The 24,299-nt window shown below is 60.0% G+C and carries 15 protein-coding genes and 3 pseudogenes; 9 read left to right on the plus strand and 9 right to left on the minus strand.

Going from position 1 to position 24,299, the window contains the following annotated elements:
- Positions 1–109, minus strand: a pseudogene (locus C0Z16_RS34950) (IS5/IS1182 family transposase); the annotation flags it as partial.
- 114 nt (positions 110–223) lie between these two features.
- On the opposite strand from C0Z16_RS34950, the gene C0Z16_RS34955 reads away from it, so the two are divergent.
- From C0Z16_RS34955 to C0Z16_RS34980, 5 genes and pseudogenes are all read left to right on the plus strand, one after another.
- Positions 224–1,035 (plus strand): IS5 family transposase gene (locus C0Z16_RS34955; protein ID WP_102636545.1). Its coding sequence is split into 2 segments (ribosomal slippage): positions 224–572 and positions 572–1,035, totalling 813 coding nucleotides; the frame shifts between segments, so codons are not numbered across the junction.
- Between the two features lie 66 nt (positions 1,036–1,101).
- A pseudogene (locus C0Z16_RS38310) lies at positions 1,102–1,248 on the plus strand (IS3 family transposase); the annotation flags it as partial.
- A gap of 843 nt (positions 1,249–2,091) precedes the next feature.
- A complete protein-coding gene (locus tag C0Z16_RS34965; protein ID WP_102636546.1) occupies positions 2,092–6,630 on the plus strand; it encodes an ESPR-type extended signal peptide-containing protein in 4,539 nt (1,512 codons plus the stop codon).
- A gap of 235 nt (positions 6,631–6,865) precedes the next feature.
- The gene (locus C0Z16_RS34970) at positions 6,866–7,423 is read left to right on the plus strand and encodes an OmpA family protein (RefSeq protein ID WP_244201480.1); all 558 of its coding nucleotides are present in this window, start codon (positions 6,866–6,868) and stop codon (positions 7,421–7,423) included.
- A 986-nt stretch (positions 7,424–8,409) separates the two neighbouring features.
- Positions 8,410–8,676 (plus strand): hypothetical protein, encoded by a 267-nt coding sequence (locus tag C0Z16_RS34980; RefSeq protein ID WP_102636549.1) that lies wholly within the window; start codon positions 8,410–8,412, stop codon positions 8,674–8,676.
- A 302-nt stretch (positions 8,677–8,978) separates the two neighbouring features.
- Here C0Z16_RS34980 and C0Z16_RS39710 read toward each other — a convergent pair whose 3' ends face one another.
- Both C0Z16_RS39710 and C0Z16_RS34990 read right to left on the minus strand, forming a co-directional pair.
- Positions 8,979–9,323 (minus strand): MFS transporter, encoded by a 345-nt coding sequence (locus tag C0Z16_RS39710; protein WP_102636550.1) that lies wholly within the window; start codon positions 9,321–9,323, stop codon positions 8,979–8,981.
- The gene (locus C0Z16_RS34990; protein ID WP_102636551.1) at positions 9,317–9,760 is read right to left on the minus strand and encodes an MFS transporter; all 444 of its coding nucleotides are present in this window, start codon (positions 9,758–9,760) and stop codon (positions 9,317–9,319) included. Before C0Z16_RS34990 ends, C0Z16_RS39710 begins: the two co-directional genes overlap by 7 nt.
- Before the next feature lie 72 nt (positions 9,761–9,832).
- On the opposite strand from C0Z16_RS34990, the gene C0Z16_RS34995 reads away from it, so the two are divergent.
- Both C0Z16_RS34995 and C0Z16_RS35000 read left to right on the plus strand, forming a co-directional pair.
- Positions 9,833–10,402, plus strand: a complete 570-nt coding sequence (locus C0Z16_RS34995; protein WP_102636552.1) for a CGNR zinc finger domain-containing protein — start codon at positions 9,833–9,835, stop codon at positions 10,400–10,402.
- A gap of 330 nt (positions 10,403–10,732) precedes the next feature.
- The gene (locus C0Z16_RS35000; RefSeq protein ID WP_146014407.1) at positions 10,733–11,158 is read left to right on the plus strand and encodes a hypothetical protein; all 426 of its coding nucleotides are present in this window, start codon (positions 10,733–10,735) and stop codon (positions 11,156–11,158) included.
- Positions 11,159–11,298: 140 nt separating this feature from the next.
- Here C0Z16_RS35000 and C0Z16_RS35005 read toward each other — a convergent pair whose 3' ends face one another.
- A complete protein-coding gene (locus C0Z16_RS35005) occupies positions 11,299–11,505 on the minus strand; it encodes a hypothetical protein (RefSeq protein WP_102636554.1) in 207 nt (68 codons plus the stop codon).
- Between the two features lie 962 nt (positions 11,506–12,467).
- A pseudogene (locus tag C0Z16_RS35015) lies at positions 12,468–12,920 on the minus strand (ISL3 family transposase); the annotation flags it as partial.
- Between the two features lie 216 nt (positions 12,921–13,136).
- Between C0Z16_RS35015 and C0Z16_RS35020 the strand changes: the two are divergent.
- A complete protein-coding gene (locus C0Z16_RS35020) occupies positions 13,137–14,768 on the plus strand; it encodes a ShlB/FhaC/HecB family hemolysin secretion/activation protein (RefSeq protein WP_244201481.1) in 1,632 nt (543 codons plus the stop codon).
- Positions 14,769–14,805: 37 nt separating this feature from the next.
- Positions 14,806–20,955: a YDG domain-containing protein gene (locus C0Z16_RS35025; RefSeq protein WP_102636558.1), complete on the plus strand. Its 6,150-nt coding sequence runs from the start codon at positions 14,806–14,808 to the stop codon at positions 20,953–20,955.
- Between the two features lie 263 nt (positions 20,956–21,218).
- Here the strand turns inward: C0Z16_RS35025 and C0Z16_RS39715 are convergent, their stop codons facing one another.
- The 4 genes from C0Z16_RS39715 to C0Z16_RS35050 all read right to left on the minus strand — a co-directional run bounded on the left by C0Z16_RS39715 (position 21,219) and on the right by C0Z16_RS35050 (position 24,077).
- On the minus strand, positions 21,219–21,560 hold the full coding sequence (locus tag C0Z16_RS39715; protein ID WP_407070729.1) for a phosphatase PAP2 family protein: 342 nt from the start codon (positions 21,558–21,560) through the stop codon (positions 21,219–21,221).
- The gene (locus C0Z16_RS35040; protein ID WP_102636561.1) at positions 21,506–22,234 is read right to left on the minus strand and encodes a phosphatase PAP2 family protein; all 729 of its coding nucleotides are present in this window, start codon (positions 22,232–22,234) and stop codon (positions 21,506–21,508) included. The genes C0Z16_RS39715 and C0Z16_RS35040 overlap by 55 nt, the downstream gene beginning before the upstream one ends.
- Positions 22,235–22,684: 450 nt before the next feature.
- On the minus strand, positions 22,685–23,053 hold the full coding sequence (locus C0Z16_RS35045; protein WP_102636562.1) for a DUF2784 domain-containing protein: 369 nt from the start codon (positions 23,051–23,053) through the stop codon (positions 22,685–22,687).
- 370 nt (positions 23,054–23,423) lie between these two features.
- Positions 23,424–24,077, minus strand: coding sequence for a substrate binding domain-containing protein (locus C0Z16_RS35050; RefSeq protein WP_244201482.1), 654 nt, complete (start codon positions 24,075–24,077; stop codon positions 23,424–23,426).
- Between the last annotated feature and the right edge of the window lie 222 nt (positions 24,078–24,299).

A 24,299-nucleotide genomic window follows, 5' to 3' on the forward strand; every position in this document is an offset into this window, starting at 1 on the left:
TCAGCGCAATCAGCTTCGACCAAGGCACAACACGCCGCATCTCATCGAGAAATTCCCGCTTGCGCGTGCGCTTCGTTGACAGATCCAGACCAAGACCCAACTGCGACATCACTCTTCTCCTCAACTAATTCGCGTTGGTTCCAGGATAGCTGAACGGGGCGTCAATGCCAGGACTTTTGCAGACCTTCCTTAACCTTTTCATTGTTTCGACGACGAAAAGGACATGGCTAAACCCATACTCGACGACGAACTTTGGGCACTCATCGAACCATTGCTGCCCCCTCCCAAACCAAGGCGAAGCCGTTATCCAGGGCGCAAGCCGCTCGATGATCGTGGGCTGCTCACGGGCATTCTGTTCATCCTGCAGACGGGCCTGCGCTGGGACCTGCTGCCGCGCGAGATGGGCTGCGGCAGCGGCATGAGTTGCTGGCGCCGTCTGCGGGACTGGCAGGCTGCCGGCGTCTGGGACCGACTGCATGAAGTCCTGCTCGCAAAGCTGCGCGCGGCTGACCAGATTGACTGGTCCCGTGTCGTCGTCGATTCCTCTTCGATCCGCGCAGTGGGCGCAGGTCAAAAACGGGACCGAATCCCACGGACCGCGCGCGACCAGGTTCAAAGCACCATCTCATCACCGAAGCACAGGGCATCCCGCTCGCGGTAATCCTCACGGGCGCCAACCGTAACGATGTTACCCAGCTTCACCCACTGGTTGACGCCATCCGGCCCATTGCTGGCAAGCGCGGCCGGCCGCTTTCGAAGCCCCGCATTGTTCAGGGCGACCGGGGCTACGATCACGACAAATACCGCCGTCCGCTACACGCAGCCGGCATCGTGACTGAAATCGCTCGACGTGGCGAGCCACACGGCAGCGGACTCGGCAAAACACGCTGGGTTGTCGAGCGCACCATTTCATGGCTCCATAACTTTCGACGACTGCGCATCCGCTTCGAACGTCTTGCATTCATCCATGAAGCCTTCATGAAAATCGCCTGCTGCATCATCTGCTGGCGAAAACTGAAGAACTCATTTTGTTAACGCTTGTTAGGGCGGCCGCTAGGCCGCGCCAAGTCGGACGGCAGATCCGCGTCGTCAAAGAGACTTTCGGGGCGGCTCGAGACGGAGCTGTTTTGTCCTCGTGACTGGCGGGCGACGACCGTTGAACACTTCATTGAGATCCCCGACTCTTACATCCGCTGGTACAACGCAACGCGGATCAAGGTCTCGCTCGGCTCTCTCAGCCCCCTCTAATACCGGCAAAGTCTCGGAATTGCGGCACAAACCAGTCCAAGATTTTAGCCGCACCCCCAACGGTTTCGGCCTCATGCAAAGCAACGCCGGGCGCTCATCGGCATTGCGCCATGCATAATTGGACTTCATTCTGAAGTCGCGGGGGAATTGCAGCTCCCTCTCAATTGTTAAATCCTGCAATACCCGGAAATAGTCGCAGGCTTTCCGTGGACAAATGAAAAACCTTGTGAGAAAGTTCCCTTGAGCACACAACTTTCTTTTTGTTACGCAATACCTCATGCTAGGCAGCGCATCTAACGCGAGTAGGTCGACCCTCGTCTCACATAGTGCTCATTTATTGAATGAAAAGAGCTCGCGCGTGGCATACGACAATGTCGCCATTAAGCGCCGGCGAAACGAAGTGATGCGGCATCAGAGGCAGGCAACCATGAGTATCCGAGTCCGAAAGAGTCCGGGCGCACGCTCGGCGAGACCACAACATCAAGGCCGGCAATGGGCGCTCCGCCGCCCCATTGCTGTCGCTGTGCCGTGTCGGTTCGGGCCTTCGTAACGCGGCAATCCATCAATCGTCTCAGCAGTCACTTTGTCCGAAAGCCGGATATCCGGTTGAGGCTTGCTTTTTCCTTTATGCATGCGAGTTCATTGTGCGAGAAGTGTTCTTCGGTCGCACTGACCATTCGTTATTCATCAAGACCATAAGCACCTTCCGGAAACACCAACGCTAAAGCAATTCGGCCCCAGGAGACGTCATAAACGATGTAGATAGACATCCTAAGTAACGGGAGGCGTGCGCACGCTCGTACTTATGATTTTCATATTTCAATTATTCAGCGGGACAACGACATGAACAGGGCATATCGGACCATCTGGAACAGGGCGCTGGGCGCCTTCGTCGCGGCATCGGAGCTGGACAACTCGCGCGGGAAGGGGAAGTCAGGGGAAGCTGCCTCCGTATGCGATGGGCGCAACGGTGAACGGGGCGAATCCGGTTCCATTACGCCCCGCGGTGCGAATCCACGCGTGCTGACAGTGCTGCTAGCAATGGGCGTGGGCGGATGGGGTGCGCAGGCGCAGGCGCAGGCAAGCTGCTCCGCGGCGCCCTACAACTTTTATAGCGGCAGCACGACCTGCGTGGGCTTTATGTCCTCGGCATCGGGAGGCGGCGCCACCGCGGTCGGGTATGGCGCGAGCAGTACGGGACTTAACGCCGTGTCGTTCGGCTTCCAGGCGATAGCGTCCACCACCAACACTATTTACGTGGGCGCTCGCACTGCAGCGGGAACGGGCGCAACTGCAGAGTCGGCGATTGGCATCGGTACGGACGTCACCGCGAGCGGGTCGGCGGCAATCGGTATTGGCGTCGACGCGGTTTCCAGCGGCAACCTCTCAACGGCCGTCGGTCCCCTGGCGAAAGCAACCGGAGACCACGCCACCGCACTTGGCGACTCTTCCCAGGCAGCGAGCAGCTACACGACCGCTATAGGTGAAGGTTCGCAGGCAACGGTCGGCAATGCCACTGCACTAGGTGCAGGTGCGCTGGCAACGGCCGGCAATGCCACAGCGGTCGGCGTCAGTGCAAAGGCAAACGGAGGGAATGCGACCGCCGTCGGTGAGAACGCTACGGCCGGCATCGGTTCGACTGCATTAGGTGGCAGCACCAACGCCAACGGCAATGGTGCGACCGCGGTAGGACTTTCGACCCAAGCTACCACCACCCACGCGACGGCGATTGGCTGGCAGGCCTATTCAACCGCCCTCAACGCCATTTACGTCGGCGCGCGTACGACCGGTGTGGGGGCTGCGGCGGAATCGGCTATTGCCATCGGCACGGACGTGCAATCTTCGGGTCTCTACGGCATCGGAATGGGCATTCAGGCAAGTGTGGCTGGGGTAAGTGCCGTTGCTATCGGCCCCTTCTCAAATGCGTCCGGCAATTTTGCGCTGGCTTTCGGTAATCAGGCTATTGCGTCAGGCGTGGCCGCCATTGCGGAAGGATCGGGTGCTCAAAGTGCGGGCACGGCCGCTGTGGCGATGGGTAACGGTGCCAGTGCGAGTGCTGCCCAAGCCGTTGCGATTGGCCGTTTATCCAATGCGCAAGCCGCGTCGACGGTCGCCATCGGCGACACCAACACTGTCGCCGCCGCGGCAGGCGCCGGCTCGATTGCCGGCGGCCACAGTTCCCAGGTGCTGAGCGGCACCGGCGCCGTCGCGCTGGGCCAGGCGCAGACGGCCAGCGGCAACGGCGCCGTCGCCATCGGCGATCCGAATAGCGCAACCGGCAATGGCGCAATTTCGGTAGGCGCGGACAACACGGCGACCGGCAATGGCGCGGTTGCGCAAGGCAACGGCAACACGGCGAGCGGCCAAGGCGCCGTCGCGCTCGGCAACGCGAGCACCGCAACCGGCGCAAGCGCGCTCGCGCTCGGCGACTCGGCAGTGGCGAACCTCGGCGGCGCGATTGCGCTGGGCGCCGGCGCGTCGGCGACCAACGCGAACGCAGTGGCGCTCGGCTCGGGCAGCACCACCGCAGCGGCCGTCGACACAGCGACCGTCACCGTGGGCGGCGTCACGCACGCGGTGCAAGGCACGACGCCCGGCAGCACGGTGAGCATCGGCTCGGTTGGCAATGAGCGCACGCTGACGAATCTCGCTGCGGGCCGCGTGAGCGCGACTAGCACCGACGCGGTGAACGGCAGCGAACTTTATGCGACCAACCAGGCTGTCGACAGTCTGACGAGCGGCAGCGTAGGCCCGTTCGTGTCCAACACCTCTGTCACGTCGACGCAACCGGTGTCTTCCGGTGCGAACGCGGCGGCCGGCGGCTTTGGCGCATCGGCGAGCGGGGCCGCCTCGCTCGTGGTCGGCAATCAGTCCACCGACAACGGCGTGGCGAATTCCACGGTGCTCGGCCAGGGCGCGAGCATCACGAGCGGTGTCACGGGTTCCAATGTGGCGCTCGGCCAGGGATCGACGGTGACATCGGCGGCAGTGCCCACCCCGAGCGGCATCGTCAACGGCACGACCGTGATCTATGCGGGTGGTGCGCCCGGCGGCGTCGTCAGCGTGGGCACCTCGGCGGCGCCGCGCCAGTTGACCAACGTCGCGGCCGGACGCGTGAATGGTTCCAGCACGGACGCTGTAAACGGCTCGCAGCTTTTCGCCGCCGATACCGCTATCAACACGATTGGCGGCCAGGTGACGAACCTCGGCAGCAGCGTCGCATCGAGCCTCGGCGGAAGCACCACGTACAACACTACGACCGGAGCGCTCACCACCAGCCTCAGCTACGGCGGCAACACCTATACCTCGGTACAGAATCTCATTACCGCCATTACCGGCGGCGGCAGCGCGCCGGGCATCAAGTACTTCCACGCGAACTCGACGGCGACGGACAGCCAGGCGCTCGGGACCGACAGCGTCGCGATTGGCCCGAACGCGGTCGCCAACAATGCGAACGATGTCGCGCTGGGTTCCGGCTCGCAGACCGGTACCGCGACGCCCACCCCGAGCACGACGATCAACGGGACGGTGTACAGCTTTGCCGGCACCAATCCCACTAGCGTGGTGAGCGTAGGCGCGCCAGGTGCGGAGCGCCAGATCCAGAACGTGGCGGCGGGCAGCCTCAGCGGCAGCAGCACGGATGCAGTGAACGGCTCGCAGCTCTATCAGACGAACCAGGCTATCGACAGTCTCGCGAGCACCGTCGCCGCCGACAAGACGCATTACTACAGCGTTAATGACGGCGGCACGCAAGGCGGCAACTACAACAACAACGGCGCGACCGGTCTCAACGCGCTGGCGGCGGGCGTGGCGGCCACGGCGAGCGGCGTGAGCAGCTTTGCGGGCGGCAATGGTGCTTCGGCGCTCGCGGACAACGCGGTTGCGCTCGGCGCGCTGTCGAGTGCATCGGTGGCGGGCGGCGTGGCGATTGGTTCGGGATCCGTATCAGATCGTGCGGTGCTGTCGGGCGTCGGTTCGATTGCCAACGGCACGCACGCCATTCCGTTCAACACGGCGGATCAGACGTTGCTCGGCGCGGTGTCGTTCGGTAACGCAAGCGGCAACACGTATCGTCAGCTGACCAATGTCGCCGATGGTACGCAGGCGCACGATGCCGTGACGATCCGCCAGCTGGCCGGCGCATTGTCTTCGTTTGCAGTGACCGGGCAGATGTACTTCCACGCGAACTCGACGGCTGCGGATTCGCTGGCGGTCGGTGCAGAATCGATTGCAGTCGGACCGACCACCGTGGTCAACGGCGACAACGGCGTGGGCATCGGCAACGGCGCGATCGTCGATTCGACGGCGCCGGGAGGGGTCGCCATCGGGCAGGCTGCGAACTCGGCACAGGCGGATGCGATTGCCGTGGGCAGCGGCTCGGTCGCGAGCGGCGCGCAGTCCATCGCTCAAGGGGCGAACGCAAGCGCGGCCAACGCCGGGTCCATCGCCATCGGTTCAGGCGCGCACAGCACGGCAATCGACGCCCTTGCGTTGGGCGCAGGCGCGAGCGCGTCGTTTGTGAACAGCGTCGCGCTCGGAGCTGGATCGGCCACGACGGTGGGTGCTTTGAGCAACTACATCGCGTACGGCTTGAGCAGTCCGCAATCGTCGATAGGCGAAGTGAACGTCGGCAACAGGCAGATCACCGGCCTCGCGGCGGGCAAGTCCGGCACGGATGCTGTGAACGTGTCGCAGCTCGACGCAGTTGCAAGCCGGTTGACGACGCTCATCAACCAGCAGACGACCAATAACGGCGGCAGCTTCTCGTCGTCGCCCGGCACACCGACGCCGCCGACGCCTTCGGGGACGAACTCGTCGGCGGGTGGCCAGGGCGCCGTGGCTTCGGGCAACAACAGCTCCGCGGTGGGCAACGGCTCGACAGCGGCGGGCACCGGTTCGACCGCGGTGGGAGCCGGCGCAACCTCAACGGGCAGCGGCTCGACGGCGCTCGGCGCGGACAGCAACGACGGTGGCCGCGCGAACGTGGTGGCCGTCGGCTCCGCCGCGTCGACCCGACAGGTCATCAATGTGGCCGCCGGCACCGCGGCTACCGACGCGGTCAACGTCTCGCAGTTGAACGCCGCGCTTTCTCAGGCGAACGCATACACCGATACCCGGATGAATGAACTGCAGAACGGCATCAATTCGACTGCGCGAAACGCCTATTCGGGCATCGCCGCGGCGACTGCATTGACGATGATCCCTGAAGTGGACAAGGACAAGACGCTGTCGCTCGGTATCGGCACGGCCGGCTTCCGGGGCTATCAGGCAGTGGCAATTGGCGGTACGGCGCGCCTCGCGGAGAACCTGAAGATGAAAGCAGGCGTGGGCATAAGCCCAGGGGGCACGACGGTCGGCGTCGGCGCGGCAATGCAATGGTAAGTCGTGAGGGCGGGGCCGCAGCCGCGTGTCCCGCATTCTCCGCCACATACAGTCTATGGAGTACCTGATGAACCGACTTTTCTTTTCAAGTCTTTTGTGTACCGCTGCACTTACCGTGACCGGATGTACTGCGGGAAGCGGTCCGACTTTCAATGCGTATTCCGTCGACGCGAGCAACGGCGTGAGGACATACCGGGCCGAGTGCCACGGACTCCTCGAAAGCGCGGCGACGTGCATGGAAGTGGCGCAACGCATCTGCGGCGGCACGGCGGTGCAGCCGATCGATCGGCTCGACCGCGTTCGTGCCGCGGATGACAACCGCCATGACCCACGTGTTCTGCTTTTCAGTTGCGGCCAGGCGGCCAGTAAGACGTCCGTCCAACCGGTCCTGGCAGTAGCGGAAGCTGCCACGATCGAGGACTTCACGTTGCAAAGCGATGCGCTGTTTCCTTTCGGCAAGTCGGCACCTGAGTCGATGTTGCCTGCCGCGAAAGTCGAACTCGCCAGGATCGCCGAACGGATTCGCGCACACGACCAGGTGAGCGCAGTCACGGTCGTCGGTCATACCGACAGGCTCGGTCGCGAATCCGTCAACGGGCCATTGTCGCTTGCGCGGGCTGAGACCGTGCGTGACTATCTTGTTGCTCACGGACTGGACGGCCGCGTCATCCGTGTGGAAGGCGTCGGCTCGAGCCAGCCGAGAACGCATTGTGCGGATGGCGATGCTCACGCACTGATCGCGTGCCTGCAACCGGACCGGTATGTGTCGATCGCCGTTCAGGGAAGCAAATGAAGTGAGCTGTGAAGCTAGCGCCGGACGGCTCGCGGTAAGCGGTGCGACCGGCGTCGGCTACGCTCGACAGCAGGCCCTCATGGCCAACGATGTTGTGTCAGTGCGGGGGAAGCTGTCGAAGTATGCCTGTGCCGCTTGCCACGGCGTAATGCTGCAGATAGAGGACGGTTCCGTCACAAGGTTCCGCTGCCACACCGGTCAGGGCGTTCGACATAAAATCGCTCCTTGCAGAAGTCAATGAGTCGATCGATTCGGGTCTGTGGAATACGCTGCGGGCAATCGAAGAGCTACTGATGCTATTGCGTCAGATGGCTGACGGTCGCGCGATGGCGACCGGCGGCAGTGGGCCGGTTTGGTGCGTTCGCCGTCGGCTCGGATTCGGCCAATAGTTGCTGCTCACGAGGCAGATTTCGTCGTCATTTCAACGGCCGGTTGACTTCGAACTATTGCGTGTCGGTAAGCGGCTCCCCGGAGAATGCGTGAAGAACGTTTCTTTACTCGCTGATATCCCGAAACGGGGGATGATTGGCGATCACCGGAATACGAGGAAAGCTCGACAGGCACACCACCATGTCATGGGCTGCCATCGCAAGGCGGTAAAATGCTCAGTTATCAACCGGTCCGTACGCGTCGCTCAGTCAGGCGGGCGAAACGGCTAGACCACCCCAGCGTGAAGCCTTGACGTCATGTTACGGATGCTCATTGTCATCGGAGTGCTCGCTGCCACGTCCCCGTGGCGCGATGCTGTGCGTGCAACTGGAGTGCCAAAATACCTTTGGATCACTGCTGGCCTCGTCGGCGCTTGCTGCGCAGCCGTTTTCCTTGTATGGGCAGTTCGTCTATATATGTCTCAGAGCACCGGTCCTGTTCGAGAAAGCGATCGAACAGATCCATCGACATCAGTGGGGCTCGAGCTTGCCAGTGGAGTCACGGATCGACTTGATGCTGGCAACGTCCTTGCGTACGCTCATGCCTACTATTGCGGAATGGGACTGACCAAATACGGCGATGCCTATGTTTATTCGGTTGTGGAGGATGGAGAGGTCATCACGCCAAGATCCGGCGAGGAGTTTGTCAGGGTTGTACAGGTCGCGGGAGGGAAGCTGTTCAAGTCACGTGCCGAATTCATCGAGTGGCTGTCCCGTCAGACTGACAGTTCCCTACTCGGAGACGGTAATCAGAACATCACGGTCGAACGGCTACGGTTTTTCGCTTCATTTTCGATGAACGAGTCCACGTCCGAGACCTCTTAACGCGTTTTATATCGGCCGCACCCGTCGACGGGCGCAGTCGTGGGAGTAGGGCAGCTGCGGCGTCACCAACGATCTCGATCCGGCATACCGTCTGTCGCCTCATGGATCCGATCCTCGAACATTAGGTCGGAGTGCTCCTGCGGTGTCGCAGTCGTTGGAAACGGTTGTAACGATTGCCATCGACGTTGACCCAATTAACGAGTTGTACGAGCTTGCGGTAAGACCTCGGGAAGGTCTTATGTGGACGCCTCCCGGATTGCAAACAATTCTGCGATGTTGGCTGGCAGGTAAAGGCAGCACGCTTATGTCCGGCCCGTTTTCGCAGGCCGGTATCTGCCTGCTGCCGCGTGCGGACCCGCCAAGCGTCCGGCATACAGTGGAAATGCGATATACAGTTGCGGGAACAAGAAAAACCAGGGGAACGCTGCGGCGATCAAACGCCATAGATCCCGGTTAGCCGCCGCCGTGCGCAGGCTTGACAGAACAGAACCGCGATCCGATGTTTCGGGGAGCTCGACCTTCAGTCGAAGGACAGTTGCGCCGAGCAAGCCAAACAAAAGGGCGCTTGCTCCGAACGCAAGACGAGTATCGGCCAGTCCCGCCAGTCCGCCGATTATCGGGCCGACGGCAGTCCCCATGTTCAGCATCTGGTTATTCGCGGCGAACAGGGCGGAAAGCGACGCCTTCGGTTGGCGACCCCGAGGATTCCATACAGGCCAGCTTCGTAACAAGCGACGCCCGAACCAGCCGCCAAGGCAAAGCATACCCAGGCGGTGACGTCGTTAGTGACGCCGAACCCAAGAAATCCCAATCCTCTCAACCCAAGCCCCAGCGCCATCATTTGCCGGGAGCCGAAGCGGTCAGCGACCGCGCCGGCAATCAGCGGCAGCGCCTGGGCGGAAAGCAGGTTCGCCGACATCACGGTCGCAAGCGCCACGGAATTGAAATGCAGCGTTATCGACATATGTAACGCGAGAAGCGGAACCGTCATGAAGTGCGAAGCGTTCATCACGCCCTGCATCCGCAACAGTGTCCGGACGTCGCGTGAAAAGGTCGGACCGGTCGAATGCGCCGTGGCGAGCATCTTGCATCCATGTAACCATCGTAGTATTTTGATGGTTACGTAAACTCTGCGCTTTTGCAACACGGAGACGCCATGCCGGACCACAATCAGACTGCACCCGGAGAGCTTGAAGTCGTGCGGCGGTTCATCAACAGCTGGTCAATCCCAAACGACACGCGTGAAGAAACAGATGCACTGCCTGAATTGGCACGTGCGCCCGAACTGTGGCGCAAGGAATTTCCGCAGCAATCGCGATCGAGGACCGATACGCTGGGTAAGTTGCAGCGGCTCCGTGCCGATCTCCGCAGTGCATGCCATGCAGAGGCCGCCCGTGAACAGACACTGAATGAGTGGTTCAGCAGCGCTGCACTGAGCTTGAAAACCCAACGGGTGGGGAGCGCGACAAAGTTGTTTATCGAATCGTCGGAAGCAAGCTTCGTCGGCTATCTCGTGGCCGTAGTGGCAAATGCTATTGCGTCGGGCGAGTGGTCGCGTCTGAAGACGTGTCCCGATTGCCAATGGGCTTTTTACGATCACACGCGCAACGGCAGCAAACGCTGGTGCGGTATGACAAAGGGCGGTCCGAACGGCCGGGCGTGCGGGACCATTGCGAAAGTCACGGCGTATCGCGTCCGTGAATCAATGAAGCCCGGCATTGCCTGACGCGGTGTTTCTCGACCGATGGTTGTTACTCCCTTCTCATCTGGAGGGCCATTCTCAGCAAGTCTGAATGTCCGCTTCGCGGCAGGCTGACCGTCCCTTGTGGGTCGGCTTGGTGCGATTGTCATCGGCCCTGCTTCGGCCACAGGCAAACAGTCGACACGGTGCAGAGATCGTCGACAATTCCAGACCACTCCGGTCAGCCAAGAACAAGCGGTTCGGCGTTCATGTATGAGAGGCGCGTTCGGCGTTCTCGATATTGTGATCGATTGAAGCGAAGCACCCGAATCCCCGCTGCGTCGACGCCCAGGCCAATCGAGCGCTTGAGTCCCCGTGAAAACGATGAAGCCTTTTTTCCATGCAATACTTAGTCTCTCAGAAGGAGCGTTCCTAATTGGAGCGTTCATTGCCCTTGCAATTGCGATCTTCGTTTTGTGGCCGGCCGTCTTGCGAAAAGCCGACAAAAACGCTGGACCGGTGCTTGCGCAAGCGCGTGTTATCGCGTCGTTTGGTGAGTCAATCTTCCGCATGGGCGGAGCGTTTTATCGGGTGACCGCTTATGAGAGACACCTCGTGGTGTGTCTCCTCGTTGCTCGATCGTATCCGTACCGGAACGTCCGAGTGGTGCGGGACGGGCATACGAAGGGCGGAAAACTGACGATTGCGCTGTACGGTGTTCACACGGAACTTCAGGGCCATGCCGAGAGCATTCATCGCCTTGCGAAAGTGCTATCGCAACAGGGCTGCACCCGAACGTAACAAGGCAGCCCACGCAAGGTCACCCACCGGTCAGTTTGGGCGTGTGCTGCGGACCGCGGACGGCAAACTCGTTTTGTTTATGCTAACCGCATAGGGCGGTGAGCGGCCAATAGCAGACACTCGTTTCGCCGGCGCGCCGGTTACTCCAATGGCCGTTTGGGCCGGTGAGCCGCCATTAGCCCGGCTCGCCAAACGCTGCTAACGCGGCGTATGGCTATTTCAGTGAGCATATCGCCGTCCCCGATCATGCCGCCGAGCCGACGCGCGAAATCATCATCGAGCCGGTTATCGAAGTCTTCCAGCGGCACATCCACACTGGTGCTTTTCGCGGTGGCTGCGGCGACCATAGCGATGATCCATCGCAGTGCGCGCTATCGATACGCCTCGCTTGAGACATGCCGATACCAGCTCGCGTTTCGAACCAGCTATCAGACGGCCCTGCGACCCTTCTTCCGTTCATGTACACCTGTCCGTTCAGTTGCATATGGACAGGTAACCTCTGTGAATCAGCCGCGCGTGGGAAGGGCGTGGTTTATGGATAGCTTACGCTTCGACCCGGGCCTAAGTCGATAGCGCAGTTCAATACCGTTCAAAACCGAGCGGGCCGGTCCTCGAGAATGAGGCTAGGCTCGGATTTGTAGAGCAACGGCCATTGCGGCGGCCCTATCAGCTGTCTCGACGGCATGCCTGCGAGCTCAATGGCGGCTTACAGGCTTTTAAAATGCTGGAGTCATTATCCACGCGTTGATTTCTATGAATCGGGGCCGCGCGAAACTCATATTTTGATCGAATACGACGACCGTCTCACGAACCTGTGCGATATGCGCGGCGCATCCTTTCAATTCCTTTCGCACAATAGCCCGCCCAGCAAATCGCCGATCAGCGCCATTTTTTCCTTCGTGTTTGGACAATTCCTGAACGCGCAACAGGTACATCTTGAGAACTACTGAAACGCGCATCGGCGGGATCTCAGGCAACACACGCGCTGCGAACCACATGCAGGCGCTGCCGAGCGGTTATTAGCGGGGGAGTCCGCAGGTGCACCGTTCCATGAAAAGCCGAATCGTCTTTCCCGACGTGTCCCTTGGCGCAGGATCAAGGATGGTCGCCAAGCATGACTGCGGCGTGTTGTAGCAAAACTGGCCGGCGCGTGTGCGTTCTGTCGGTGGCGCCATAACCATACGGCCGTCGCGCCGACGCCCGCATCTTCTGCAGTTGTGGTTTAACAGTTATTAATAGTTTTTTTCTGAAAGCTTATATATCATCCGCGAGTTCTTGCAAATCAATTACAAAGTCTTTCCTCTGCGGTGCTACTTTCTGGCCCGGCATGGGGCGCGAGTTTTACGCGTCGAGCGTTGGCAGGCGCCTGCCCGACGTTGCGCTTGCACAGGGCGGTGCGGGCCACCGCGGCAGAGGCATCTGCTGGGCGAGTGTGAGCACCATCGCCTCAAACAGCAGCGTAAGCCGCTGAGCTTGCCGGCCCAACTGCGCTCGACGAGCGCGACGCGGCCATCGGGTTGCCTCACGCGCGAGTGCGCACTTGGAGAATGCAGTCATGCGGGAAGAAGTTCGGGTGCCGGTAGCGCTTAACGACAGTGTCATGCACGGCATGCGCGCCAGCCACTTCCGGATACGGAGCGCGAGTGCCGGCAGTGAAGTTCATCTCAGTCGTCAGCCGTTTGGCGACCGACTCGAAATCATCGCCGCTCACGAACGACGGATCGCTCACACCCAATGCGGCTCCGAATAACTGGCTATGCATGACTTCCTTGCGTCTTGTTATGCCAAACGGCCGGACGATACCACCTACTCGGCATCCAAAAGAGGCCATTTTTGAGTTTGAACCAACGGCCATAACCAACCTATGACCCTCCGAAGAAAACTTCATACTCCTATTGGTCTGGCGATCCTGATCCTCGCGGCTCCTGCACACGCCCAGTCTTTACCGAATGCAGGTTCGCTCCTGAACCAGCAGCAAATGGCCCCGCAACCACGCGCACCGCAAGCCACAACCCCGGAGGAAGTCATTCCGTCCGAAGCCGCACCGGGCGCAGCCGAACCGGAAGCCGGCCCGAGCGTGACGCTGAAGTCCATCACCTTCAACGGTGACAAGAGTGTGGCAGATGCAGAGGATCTGCAGTCTGCTACTGCCTCGATGGTCGGCAAGAAACTGACCCATGCGGGCTTGCAAAAAATCGCGGATACGATCACCCAATATCTCCGCGGACGAGGCTACGCACTCGCTTACGCCTACCTCGCGCCCCAGGACCTGACGGCGGGCAATCTCGTCATCACGATCGTGGAAGGTCGTCTGGAATCAGGCAAGGACCGCGTAACCATCCAAGGCAAAACGCGCAGCAGCAACGAACGTATCGCTGCCATCGCGAACGCAGCCCTTCCGACCGATCGCCCGCTGAAGAAGGAAGACCTCGAACGCGCACTTCTGCTCATCAACGACCGTCCGGGCTTGAGCGCCAAGGCTATCCTGCAAAAGGGTGCTCAACCGGGCACCAGTAAGCTCCTCGTTGAAACGACGCCGACCCCGATCGTCAACGGCCTACTGTCGATCGACAACTATGGCAACCGCAGCACGGGCATCGAGCGGGGCACGGCGACATTCTTCGTGAATGATCCGCTCGGTATGGGCGATCAGGTCACGCTCGGTCTGAGCAAGACCCAGGGCACGGAAGTCGCCAACCTCGGCTACAGCGTGCCGCTGACGCCCACTGGCCTGACCCTGTTGCTGGGCGGCTCGTATCTGCATTATCGCGTGGTTCAGGAGGCTTACTCGGCACTCGACCTGCGCGGTTCGGCTGTGACTGGTTCGGCCGGTTTGAACTACCCGATCATTCGTACGCGCACGCAGAACCTCAATGCGACCGTGATGTACGACTACAAGTATCTGAAGGACAGCGCGCTTGACGTGAGCCTGAGCAAGCGCAAGCTTGACAACCTGACGTTCTCGCTGTCGGGCAACCGTTACGACGGTCTGCTGCAAGGTGGTGTGACGGAAGGCCGGGTAGCAGTGACGTTGGGTCACGTCGACCTGTCGGGCAACCCGGTCGATCAACTGGCGGACTCGATGACGGCGGGCACGCAAGGGACGTTCACGAAACTCGCTGCAAACTTCAGCCGGCTGCAAACCCTGGACCCGAACTGGAGCATTTATGGCGGTTGGGCGGGCCAATTGTCGAATACGAACCTCGACAGTTCGGAAAAGTTCCTGCTTGGCGGTCCAACTGGCGTTCGCGGTTATCCGGTCGGTGAAGGTTCGGGCGACGAGGGCTGGATGGGGACGGTCGAGCTGCGCCGTTTCGTGAATATCGGCGTTCCATCCGTCAAGGTCCAGGCGCTTGGATTCGTGGATGTCGGCCAGATCCGTTTGCACCACACGAACTACGCCGGTTCGCAAATCAACGAAGGCCACACGAACAGGGTGACGTTGACCTCGGCAGGTCTAGGCGTGAACGCGTGGAGCGGTCGGTGGAACGCACACGCGGCTGTTGCACGGACGATCGGCCGCAATGATGGCGCTTCGCTGGCGGGTAACAACGCCGATGGCCTGAGTACCAGCTGGCGTGCGTGGCTCCAACTCGGTATGGCGTTCTGACCGAACGGCGCTCTGATCGATCTTAAAAGGACTTCAAATGAAGAAAGCATCACTGAATCACGTCTATCGGCTGGTATGGAATACCGCGATTGGTGCATTCGTCGCCGTAGCCGAGAACACGAACGCTCGCGGCAAACGCAGCGCACGTAGCGCGGCCCTGATCGCAGCCCTCGGTGTCCTTGCCGTGGCAGACGCAGCGTACGCAGCCCCGCCGCTTCCGACTGGCGGTCAAATCGTGGCGGGCCAAGGCTCGATCACGCAAAACGGTTCGTCCATGACCATCACGCAGAATTCCGGGAAGATGGTCACGAACTGGAACGGCTTTGACATCGGTCAAGGCAACTCCGTCACGTTCGCACAACCGAACAGCGCAGCCGTTTCGCTGAACCGGGTCATCGGCGGTAACGGCGCGAGCCAGATTCTTGGCGCCATGAACGCGAACGGCCAGGTGTGGCTCATCAACCCCGGTGGCGTGGTCATCGGCAAGGGCGCGAGCATCAACGTTGCGGGTCTCGTTGCTTCGAGTGCGAACATCAGCGACAGCGACTTCCTGGCGGGAAAAACGAAGTTCGCCGGAGCGATGGGGAACATCGTCAACCAAGGCAAGATCAACAGCCAAGGTGTCGTCGCCCTGATCGGTCGGCAAGTCACGAACCAGGGCGCGATCAACGCGAAGGGCGTTGCGCTGGCAGCCGGGCAGGATGTCAATCTGGACTTCAACGGCGACGGTCTGGTCAGCGTTCAGGTCACGAAGGGCGCTCTCGACGCACTGGTGAGCAACGAAGGGCAGATTTCGGCTGACGGCTCCGCAGTGGTGCTGACGGCGCGTGCTGCTGACGCGGCTATTAGCAGCGTAGTCAACAACACGGGCGTGATTGAAGCGCGTTCGCTGCAATCGAAGAACGGTCGTATCGTTCTGGACAACGACCCAGCAAACGGCCATACGACCGTGGCGGGAACGTTGAACGTCTCGTCGGCTGACGGCGTGGGCGGTAACGTCATGATCGAAGGGAAGAACATCGCGATCGACAATGCGACGATCAAGGCCGATGGTGCATTGGGGGGCGGTACGATTAAGGTCGGTGGTGGTCTTCATGGTGAAGACGCTACTGTCAACAATGCGACGACGGTCACGACGGGCAAGAACGTTGTTCTGTCGGCGGATGCAACGCAAAAGGGCAATGGCGGTACGATCGCGGTCTGGTCGGACGGCACCAATGCGTTCTCGGGCGAGATTTTCATCCGTGGCGGGAAGAACGGTGGTAACGGTGGTTTCGCCGAAGTCTCGGGCAAGACGGGTCTGAGCTATGCGGGCGTGACGCATGGTCTGTCCACGCTCGGCGCAGCAGGTACGCTGTTGCTTGACCCAGACACGATCCAGATCTGGGGCGGTGAAGCTCCGGCAAGTGCGAGCACCAATCCTTCGGACTGGGGGAAGACGAACACCACCGGTGTTCTGAATATCTACGAGAGCACGCTGGAAGCGCAAGAGGCCAATGTGAGCCTTTACGCCAATACGTTGATTCACTTCAACGACCTGACGAAGGATGCGAACGGCAATACGTTGACGCAAGTTGCGCACGGGGCCACGAGCACGGCTGCGGGCTATACGACGGGCGACGGCAAGATCAAGCTTCAGGATGGCGTGAGTTTCAAGGCCGTCACAGGCGCGAACAATAGCTTCATCACGTTCGACAACAAGAACAATACCCTTGAAGTGTCTGGGGCTGGCTCCATTTATATGGAGGCCGGGCAGTACCTTGGAAGCGGTAATCCCACTGGTCACATCGGCAATAATACGGGCAACAATCCCGACACCAATCAAGGCGTTTTCAACCTCGTGGCATTGGGCGGACTTGACGCAAACGGCAAATCCACTTCCACGAGCGCTTATGGCAGCACCAATTGGACCGGCGTGAATGGTGCTACGCCGGGCGCAGGTACGATTACGCTTCTGGGCGCAGATGGTCTCGCCATTTCCGGCGATCTGACGACGTATTGCGGCTACATCTACATCCACGCCGATTCGGATCACGCGGGTGGCGGCAATCTGGTGGTCAGCAGCAAGATCAAGACCAACGGCGGCGATTTTAACTACGCTTGGGGTTGGAACTCGGGCCAAACCGCGACGTTCACCTACGGTAGTGCCGTCGATCTGGTCTGTGCCGATGGTAGCTGCTCCCGTCAAGCGGGCACGTTCCGGGCTGTTCCGGATGCAGGTGGTCCGGGTGGAACGAAACCCGCGAACAAGACGATTCTCGGCGGTAATCTTAACGTAGGCGGTAACGTCAATACCTCCGGTTGGGAGATTCACGGCGGCGCTACGATCAAGACGGACAAGGATAGCACCGTCACGCTCGACTCGGGCACGACGCTCGACCCGTCCGTTCTGGACAAGACCGGCGCGAGAACGACCACCACCGGTCTCGTCGGTCTGGAAGGTGGCACGATCGCAATCAGCCACACGGGCGTGACGGGCCTCCCGACGACCGGTCTGCAACTGAAGTCGGCCGACAAGGGCACGAACATCTTTGTCAGCAACGACCAAGGTGTGGTCCTCGGTAACGGCACGGTCAACCGCGACGGTTCGGTTGCCGGCAACACAACTTCCAGCACGTTCCTGAGCGCAAGCGACCTCGCTTATCTGCAGCAGCAAGGCACGCCTTCGCTGGCGATCGGCAGCACTGATCATCTCGGTACGATCGAAGTCGGTCACATGGATGGTACGTCCTCGCCCTTCACTTTCAACGCAGCCGGTCAAGTTGGCCTGATCGGTGGCACGGCTGTCGTGAATGGTGCGGTCACGAACAACAACGGTTCGGTGCTCATCCAGGCAGCGGATTCCGTTGACCACAACACGGCCAACGTCGGCAGCGATGCAAACGCAGACCAAACGGCAACGAGCACAGGCCGTGGCAACGTCGTGATTACGAAGAATGGCACGGTCACGGCCAAGACGAATGCGATCCTCGCAGCAGCGACGGCAGACCACAAGCCCACCGACGTGCAAGAGTCGCAAGGCGGCAACTTCGTGAACGACCGTGGCTCGGATGCGATGACGGTAGGGACGGGCGGTCGTTGGCTCGTCTACTCCACGACGCCTGACAAGGATGTCGGCCGCGATCTGGACGTCGATTTCAAGGTCTATGAAGCGACGTATAAGGAATCGGACGGCACGTACAATAACGTCAACGGCAAGTGGGTCGGCACTGACGTTGCATCGCTCGATGACCGTGGTCAACCGGACCTGAATGGTGCCATCACCGATCCGGTCGGCAACCGTGCGGACCTCGTTCAAATCCTGAACGGCGACCAGGCGGGCAAGAACGGTTACCTGTACTCGCGTTCGGCAGTCTTGACCGGTAAGCTTGTCGGCAACGTCACGAAGACATATGACGGCACGACCGCCACGCAAACGAACACGACCGTTGTCACGGATGCAAATGGTACGCAAACGGGCAACACGATTACGCTCGGTAACGTCGCGGTCTCGGGCCTGATCGGTATTGACGGCGACAAGGTTCCGCTCGCAATCCTGAATGACGCAAACCTGGCGAACGCACAATTCAGCGACAAGAACGCAGGTACGGAGAAGACCGTTACGCTGTCCGGTGTGAAGCTGGGCGTCGCACAGAACCAAGGCAGCACGAACCCGGACGGCTCGAAGGTCGTGCAGGTCTATGGCTACCGTCTCGCGGAAGACACGCTTTCAGGTGACATCGGCACCATCACGCCGAAGGCCCTCACGAGCGTTACGACCGTGGACGGCAAGGTCTACGACGGCAACACGGCAACCACGGCTCACACGACCGTTACTGGCGTTATTGCTGGCGACAACGTGAGCACGGCGGCAAGCGGCCAGTTTGCAGACAAGAATGCGGGCGTCGGCAAGGATGTGACGGTCACCACGTCGCTGACGGGCAACGACGTGGGCAACTATGTACTGGCCTCGGGTTCGCAGGATGCAACGCTGCACATGACCGCCGATATCAGCAAACGCGCGATCACCGGCACAGGTGCAGCGCAGGACAAGGTTTACGACGGTACGAACCGTGCGGACCTGACGAACGTCGCACTCAACGCGGCTGGCATTGTTGCGGGCGATAACCTGTCCATCTCGGGTAATACCGGTTCGTTCTCTGACAAGAATGCCGGCGCGGGCAAGTCTGTTGTCGGTTCCGGTCTGTCGCTGGCTGGTGCAGACGCACAGAACTATGATCTGACGACGACGGTCACGGGTGCTTCGATCACGCAGAAGACGATCACGGCAAGCGCTACGGCCCAGAACAAGGTCTACGATGCGACGACCACGGCCACGATCGGTGCAATCACGCTGAATGGCACCATTAACGGCGACAACATCGATTCGACTGCGACGGGCGCTACGTTCGAAGACAAGAACGCAGGTACGGGCAAGGCTGTCCACGCAACGGGCCTCGGTATGACGGGTGCCGACGCCAACAACTACGTTCTCGCGAACGACGAGGTTGCGCACGCCAACATCGATCCGAAGGTCATCACGGCTACCGCGAACGCAAAGGACAAGACCTATGACGGCAACGTCACGGCTGACCTGAGCAACGTGAAGCTGATTGGTGTCATCGGTCAGGATGTTGTCGCCGCAGACGGCTCGACCGGCAAATTCGACACGAAGAACGTCGGCAAGTCCAAATCCGTCAACGGCGAAGGTCTCTCGCTCGCGGGTGACGACTCCGGCAACTACGTTCTGGACACAAACCACGAAGTCGCTACGGCAAGCATCACGCCGAAGTCGATCACGTTGACGGCTACGGCATCCGATAAGGTCTATGACGGCAATACTGTCGCAGAACTGAAGAATGCGCACGCCAACGATTTGGTCGCAGGCGATGATCTACGTGTGGACGGGACGGTCGGTACGTTCGCAGACAGGAACGCAGGCAGGGGCAAGTCGGTCAACGGCAGTGGCTTGACCCTCGCAGGCGAAGACGCGCAGAACTACGTCTTCGATAACAAGGCGGAAGTCGGTAAGGCTGCGATAACGCCGAAAACGATCGAAGCGTCTGCGAAGGCCGATAACAAGGTCTACGACGGCAACACTATCGCTCACCTGTCCGACGTGAAGCTCTCCGGTCTGGTGGACGGTGACGACATTCGTGCGGAAGGCTCGAACGGCGACTTCGACAACCGCAACGCAGGCAAGAACAAGTCAGTGAACGGCTCCGGTCTGGTCCTGACCGGCAACGACGCAAATAACTATTCGCTGGACACGTCGAAGGAAGTTGCGAAGGCTGACATCGGCCAGAAGGTCATCACCGCGACCGGTTCTGCGAAGGACAAGCCGTATGATGGCAAGACGGTTGCAGCAGTGGGCGATCTGGCGCTACATGGCGTGCTTGCGGGCGATCAGGTCTCGATCGCCGGCAATACCGGCATGTTCGACAACAGCAACGTCGGCACGAACAAGCTGGTGAACGGCGAAGGTCTGTCGTTGGCTGGCGCGGATGCGGGCAACTACATCCTCGACACGTCGGCTGTCGTCGCACAAGCAGACGTTCGCCCGGCCTACAATCCGTCCGTGCTCGTTGCTGACGCCACGGGTGTGAACGGTACGGCGCAAGCCACGAAGAACGCAGGCAAGGTCGTCAGCGACCAGGCGATCGCGAAGACGGAAGCTCCGGCGCTCATCGTTGGTCTGCCGGTGACCCCGGCTCAACGTGGGGATGCAGTCGATATCGCTGACGGTGCGCTCTCGACTTCGGTCCTGCATATGGACGGCAAGGCGAGCCTGGGCCTGAATGACGAACGTGAAGAAAGCGCACAACGTAACACGCTCGTCGTGTTCCGCTCGGATCGTCCTGAAGCACTGGACAACCGTGGCACGTTCCACGTGGTCGATCGCGGCAACGCCATTGAACTGGAAGGTACGCCGAGCTTGATCAACAAGACGCCGGACCTCAAGGGCAAGGGCAGCGACTGGAAGAATGGCACGGTTGTTCGTGCAGACGGCGCGGTGACGGAATACCGCGTTCGGATGCTCAACGACGGTACGCTGGTCGTCAGCGTACCGAACGGCGTCAACGACAGCGACGAAATCGCTGCGAGCTACGGTCTGGCCGTCGCGAAGAAGCAACTCGGTATCGGCGTCAAGGCAGTGAAGGCCGTCGTTATCGAAGCACGCAACGGTAAGGACGCGAGCAACGCCTGATGCTGTAACCGCTGAAACTTAGCGGTCCGCGAAGCCCGGCGAGAAATCGCCGGGCTTTTTCGTTTGATTTTTGCTCGAATACAGACGCCCGTTAGGCATCAAAAAGTGGCCGTTGCGGCCTTGCTGACCCGATGGCGACGGGTCGGGCTGCGTCAGTCCTCTCTTCGAACTCATCGCTGGAAAGCGGCCAGTGGAATTCCGCTGCCCTGAAGCGGCCAGTCGTCAGTGCGTACTCCCGATCCGGAAGAGACATCGAGGCCGCTCTAAAGCGGACGCTCGCGAGCAGCAATGTCGGCCGTCCGACTGCGTGGAAGAGCAATAGCATTCGGTAACGACGATCTTCGGCGGACGATTGCGTTGTAAGTAAAGAGAGTCAGTGCAAACAGGAGAAGCCCTGCGATCACGTCAGCCAGATAGTGACCGCCCTGCGTAGGTGTAGACAGAATCATAATCACGTTGAGCGGTACGGCGACGCGACGGAGCCAAGGGACTTTTCGCAAAGAATACGTGAAGAGCACCGCCAATGCCGTGTGGAACGATGGCAGGGACACTACTCCCTGTGCATTGGCGAGGTCAATAACCTTTGAGAACCAGCGCGGAGCAATGCGAAGTCGGACATCGTCGCCTTTGCGGCGTTGTCGTTCACATTGAAATGGACGAACGCGCTCGTTGCCGGAAAAGGCGTTGAGATCAAAAGCAAGTATCCGCTTGCAATCAGAAGTAAAAAAAAGAAAGTGGGCAATTCCTCACGCGTTCCGAACAAGCCAAGGAAGACAGGTACTGCCATTAACTGCCATTGTCCGCTTGCATATGCAAATTCAAGCACTCCCGAGATATGCGGGTGAGCCAGTACCCACTGATAAACGACGGGCCAGTCGAACCATAGTGAACGGTCAAACGCAATCAACGAGCGCTCTACGAGAGGCGCGTCCAGCGAGACGCAGAGATAAGACAAGATACAAGTGGCCGATACGAACAACAAAAGCAGCGCGCACCATGCAGCCGTGTCCGACACCCTCGCGTAATGCAACTTCTTGGTAACGACGTAATAGCGAGGAAAGCGGCCAATGGCCCGTAATACTACTGAAATGCCGAGCAGGACTAATGCCGCTTTGCAAGAAGGGATAAGGCTTGTCCATCTCACTGAATGAGCACTAGTTGCAATCCAGAGGGCGTCGATCATCGCGATGATCGCGACAATGCTCCAACCGACGACATAACGCTGTCGAAATGACGGCAGCGACGTAGTACGGTCAAGATTCGACTCAGATGAGATCATTCTCAATGTGGACCAGTTTGCAATGAATGGCTTTCAACGGAACGTAGTATCGGGCTTATCGCGAAGCTGATTGGGCATACGTGTTTACGGCGGACAGACTTGAGATCTTTAGGCGCCGGAAGCGTCTCGTGCTGCTGGATTCACCGAATCGTCAACGATCTGGACACCGTAGTCGAATGTCCGTTACTGGCGGGCTGAGGCAGTGCCACCGGTAATTCGCTCGCCGGAGACCGGCCATTGAGCAAGGGCGAACGAGCCCTTCATTATTCAGATTGGATGGCGACCTCGACCGGCGGCTTGTGGCCGAACTGGGTCCGATGACGATTGGCTCAGGTCAACCCGTTATAGATAGTCCGTCCCGCTGCGGATCGTGGTGATGGTCGGCGAGAAGACCAGCAGCAGCATGTGGCGGGCAGCGTGCGTCAGCCGACACGATCTCATGTGGACGCCTCATGAACGCGGCGGGACGCGACACCACGTGACTGCCACGACTAGCAGGAACGCCGCGTAGGTCATCGCGAATACCCAGCCCGGCAAGTTGTAGTACAGCCAGTCGCTTACCCAGCGCTGCACGAACCCCTGTGGGCCGAAGCGTCCGGTACGAAGCCAGTCCTCCAGAACCGTCAGCGGACACGGTATGTCAAGAATAGCGAGAATCGCGACGACGCCTATCGCGGTGAGATGCGCGATCCGGAACACGCGGTTGCGTATCCAGTCTCGTTTCAACCATGCGCCTGTCCAGATAGCGATTAACCCGCCGACGATAAACAGTACGATCAGCGCGTGCAACACAAGAACAGTATTGGCCAGCCAGTTCATGATGCGGGCGTCCGGTTCGATATCGCCAACGCCGACCAGTGTCGGACCCGCCTACGGCGGCTTCAGAGCGATCGTTCAGTATAAAAGCCCCTCGAACGGAACGCGGTACCCATACTTCACGCGATTGTCGCCAATTCTCACTTGACGCTCGAATGTCTGTTGCCACCCACTCCGGTCAGACAGCTTTCTTCAAACCGGTCAGTCAGCCAAAATCAGGTTTTGCAAACGGGATTGCCACCAAGCGGCCGCTGGCGAACTCACCCAATCGGCCAACAGCGGCCGTTGGCTATTCTTTCACACTGACATCCGAATGACTGCTCCGGCACAGAGATCGCACCTTCATGCGCCGAGGGCTCTGAGGGTTTTCTCATCAGATCGCTTCGATTAAAAAGTCCAGGAACGTCCGCACCTTTGCTGAAAGATTTCGGTTGCCGGAATAAACCGCCGAGATAACCTGAGGCGCCGGACGGAAATCGGCCAACACCTCGACCAGACGACCGCTGCGGAGATCGTCGTCGACAGTGAAGTCAAGCAGTTGCGTAATTCCGGCGTCGCTGAGTGCGGCGGCCAAGGCGCCCAGAGGGTGATCGAAGGTCATGTTCGGGCGAATCGCTACTTCGCTATTGGTCTTTCCCGCCACCGAAAAAGTCCAAGGCAAAATACGGCCGCTGTCGGGCAGACGCAACCCGAGGCAGCCATGCTGTTGCAAATCGTCTGGGCTGCGGGGGACGGCATGTCGGCGCAGGTAGGCGGGCGATGCAACCAGTCGAAGCTGCGCGTCATGCAGGCGGCGCACGACGAGGCGGGAATCTGCTATCTGCCCTAAGCGGATCGCCATATCGCAATCCTGCTTCACGAAATCGGCCAACGCATTGCTTAGGGAAACTTCAACCTTGACGTGCCCCATGTAGCGCTCGACGTACTGTGGGATCAGGGGGATCACGCGCTTGATTCCGTAGCTGTAGGGCAGGCTGATGCGCAGCACCCCACGAGGCATGCGATGACCGGTAAGCGCCTCTTCCATCTCCTGAATATTTCCGAGCGCCTGATGGCAGACCTTGTAGTAAGCGAGACCATCGTCCGTCAGGCGGATGGCGCGGGTCGTGCGTTCGAACAGCTTAAGAACTCTTAACAAAATAAAGAAAGGGGCTGTTTACTCTCGATGAATCCTGTTAACCTTTTCATTGTTTCGACGACGAAAAGGACATGGCTAAACCCATACTCGACGACGAACTTTGGGCACTCA

This window comes from Paraburkholderia rhynchosiae, assembly GCF_002879865.1.
Classification (GTDB): domain Bacteria; phylum Pseudomonadota; class Gammaproteobacteria; order Burkholderiales; family Burkholderiaceae; genus Paraburkholderia; species Paraburkholderia rhynchosiae.

Excerpts from the sequence above, each read along its gene's own strand:
- C0Z16_RS35040 (WP_102636561.1), bottom strand. The coding sequence starts at position 22,234 with ATGATCTCATCTGAGTCGAATCTTGACCGTACTACGTCGCTGCCGTCA.
- C0Z16_RS34995 (WP_102636552.1), top strand. The coding sequence starts at position 9,833 with ATGCCGGACCACAATCAGACTGCACCCGGAGAGCTTGAAGTCGTGCGG.
- C0Z16_RS35020 (WP_244201481.1), top strand. The coding sequence starts at position 13,137 with ATGGCCCCGCAACCACGCGCACCGCAAGCCACAACCCCGGAGGAAGTC.
- C0Z16_RS34970 (WP_244201480.1), top strand. The coding sequence starts at position 6,866 with ATGGAAGTGGCGCAACGCATCTGCGGCGGCACGGCGGTGCAGCCGATC.
- C0Z16_RS35025 (WP_102636558.1), top strand. The coding sequence starts at position 14,806 with ATGAAGAAAGCATCACTGAATCACGTCTATCGGCTGGTATGGAATACC.
- C0Z16_RS34965 (WP_102636546.1), top strand. The coding sequence starts at position 2,092 with ATGAACAGGGCATATCGGACCATCTGGAACAGGGCGCTGGGCGCCTTC.
- C0Z16_RS39710 (WP_102636550.1), bottom strand. The coding sequence starts at position 9,323 with ATGCTGAACATGGGGACTGCCGTCGGCCCGATAATCGGCGGACTGGCG.
- C0Z16_RS35005 (WP_102636554.1), bottom strand. The coding sequence starts at position 11,505 with ATGGTCGCCGCAGCCACCGCGAAAAGCACCAGTGTGGATGTGCCGCTG.
- C0Z16_RS35045 (WP_102636562.1), bottom strand. The coding sequence starts at position 23,053 with ATGAACTGGCTGGCCAATACTGTTCTTGTGTTGCACGCGCTGATCGTA.
- C0Z16_RS34990 (WP_102636551.1), bottom strand. The coding sequence starts at position 9,760 with ATGCTCGCCACGGCGCATTCGACCGGTCCGACCTTTTCACGCGACGTC.
- C0Z16_RS35050 (WP_244201482.1), bottom strand. The coding sequence starts at position 24,077 with ATGGAAGAGGCGCTTACCGGTCATCGCATGCCTCGTGGGGTGCTGCGC.
- C0Z16_RS34980 (WP_102636549.1), top strand. The coding sequence starts at position 8,410 with ATGGGACTGACCAAATACGGCGATGCCTATGTTTATTCGGTTGTGGAG.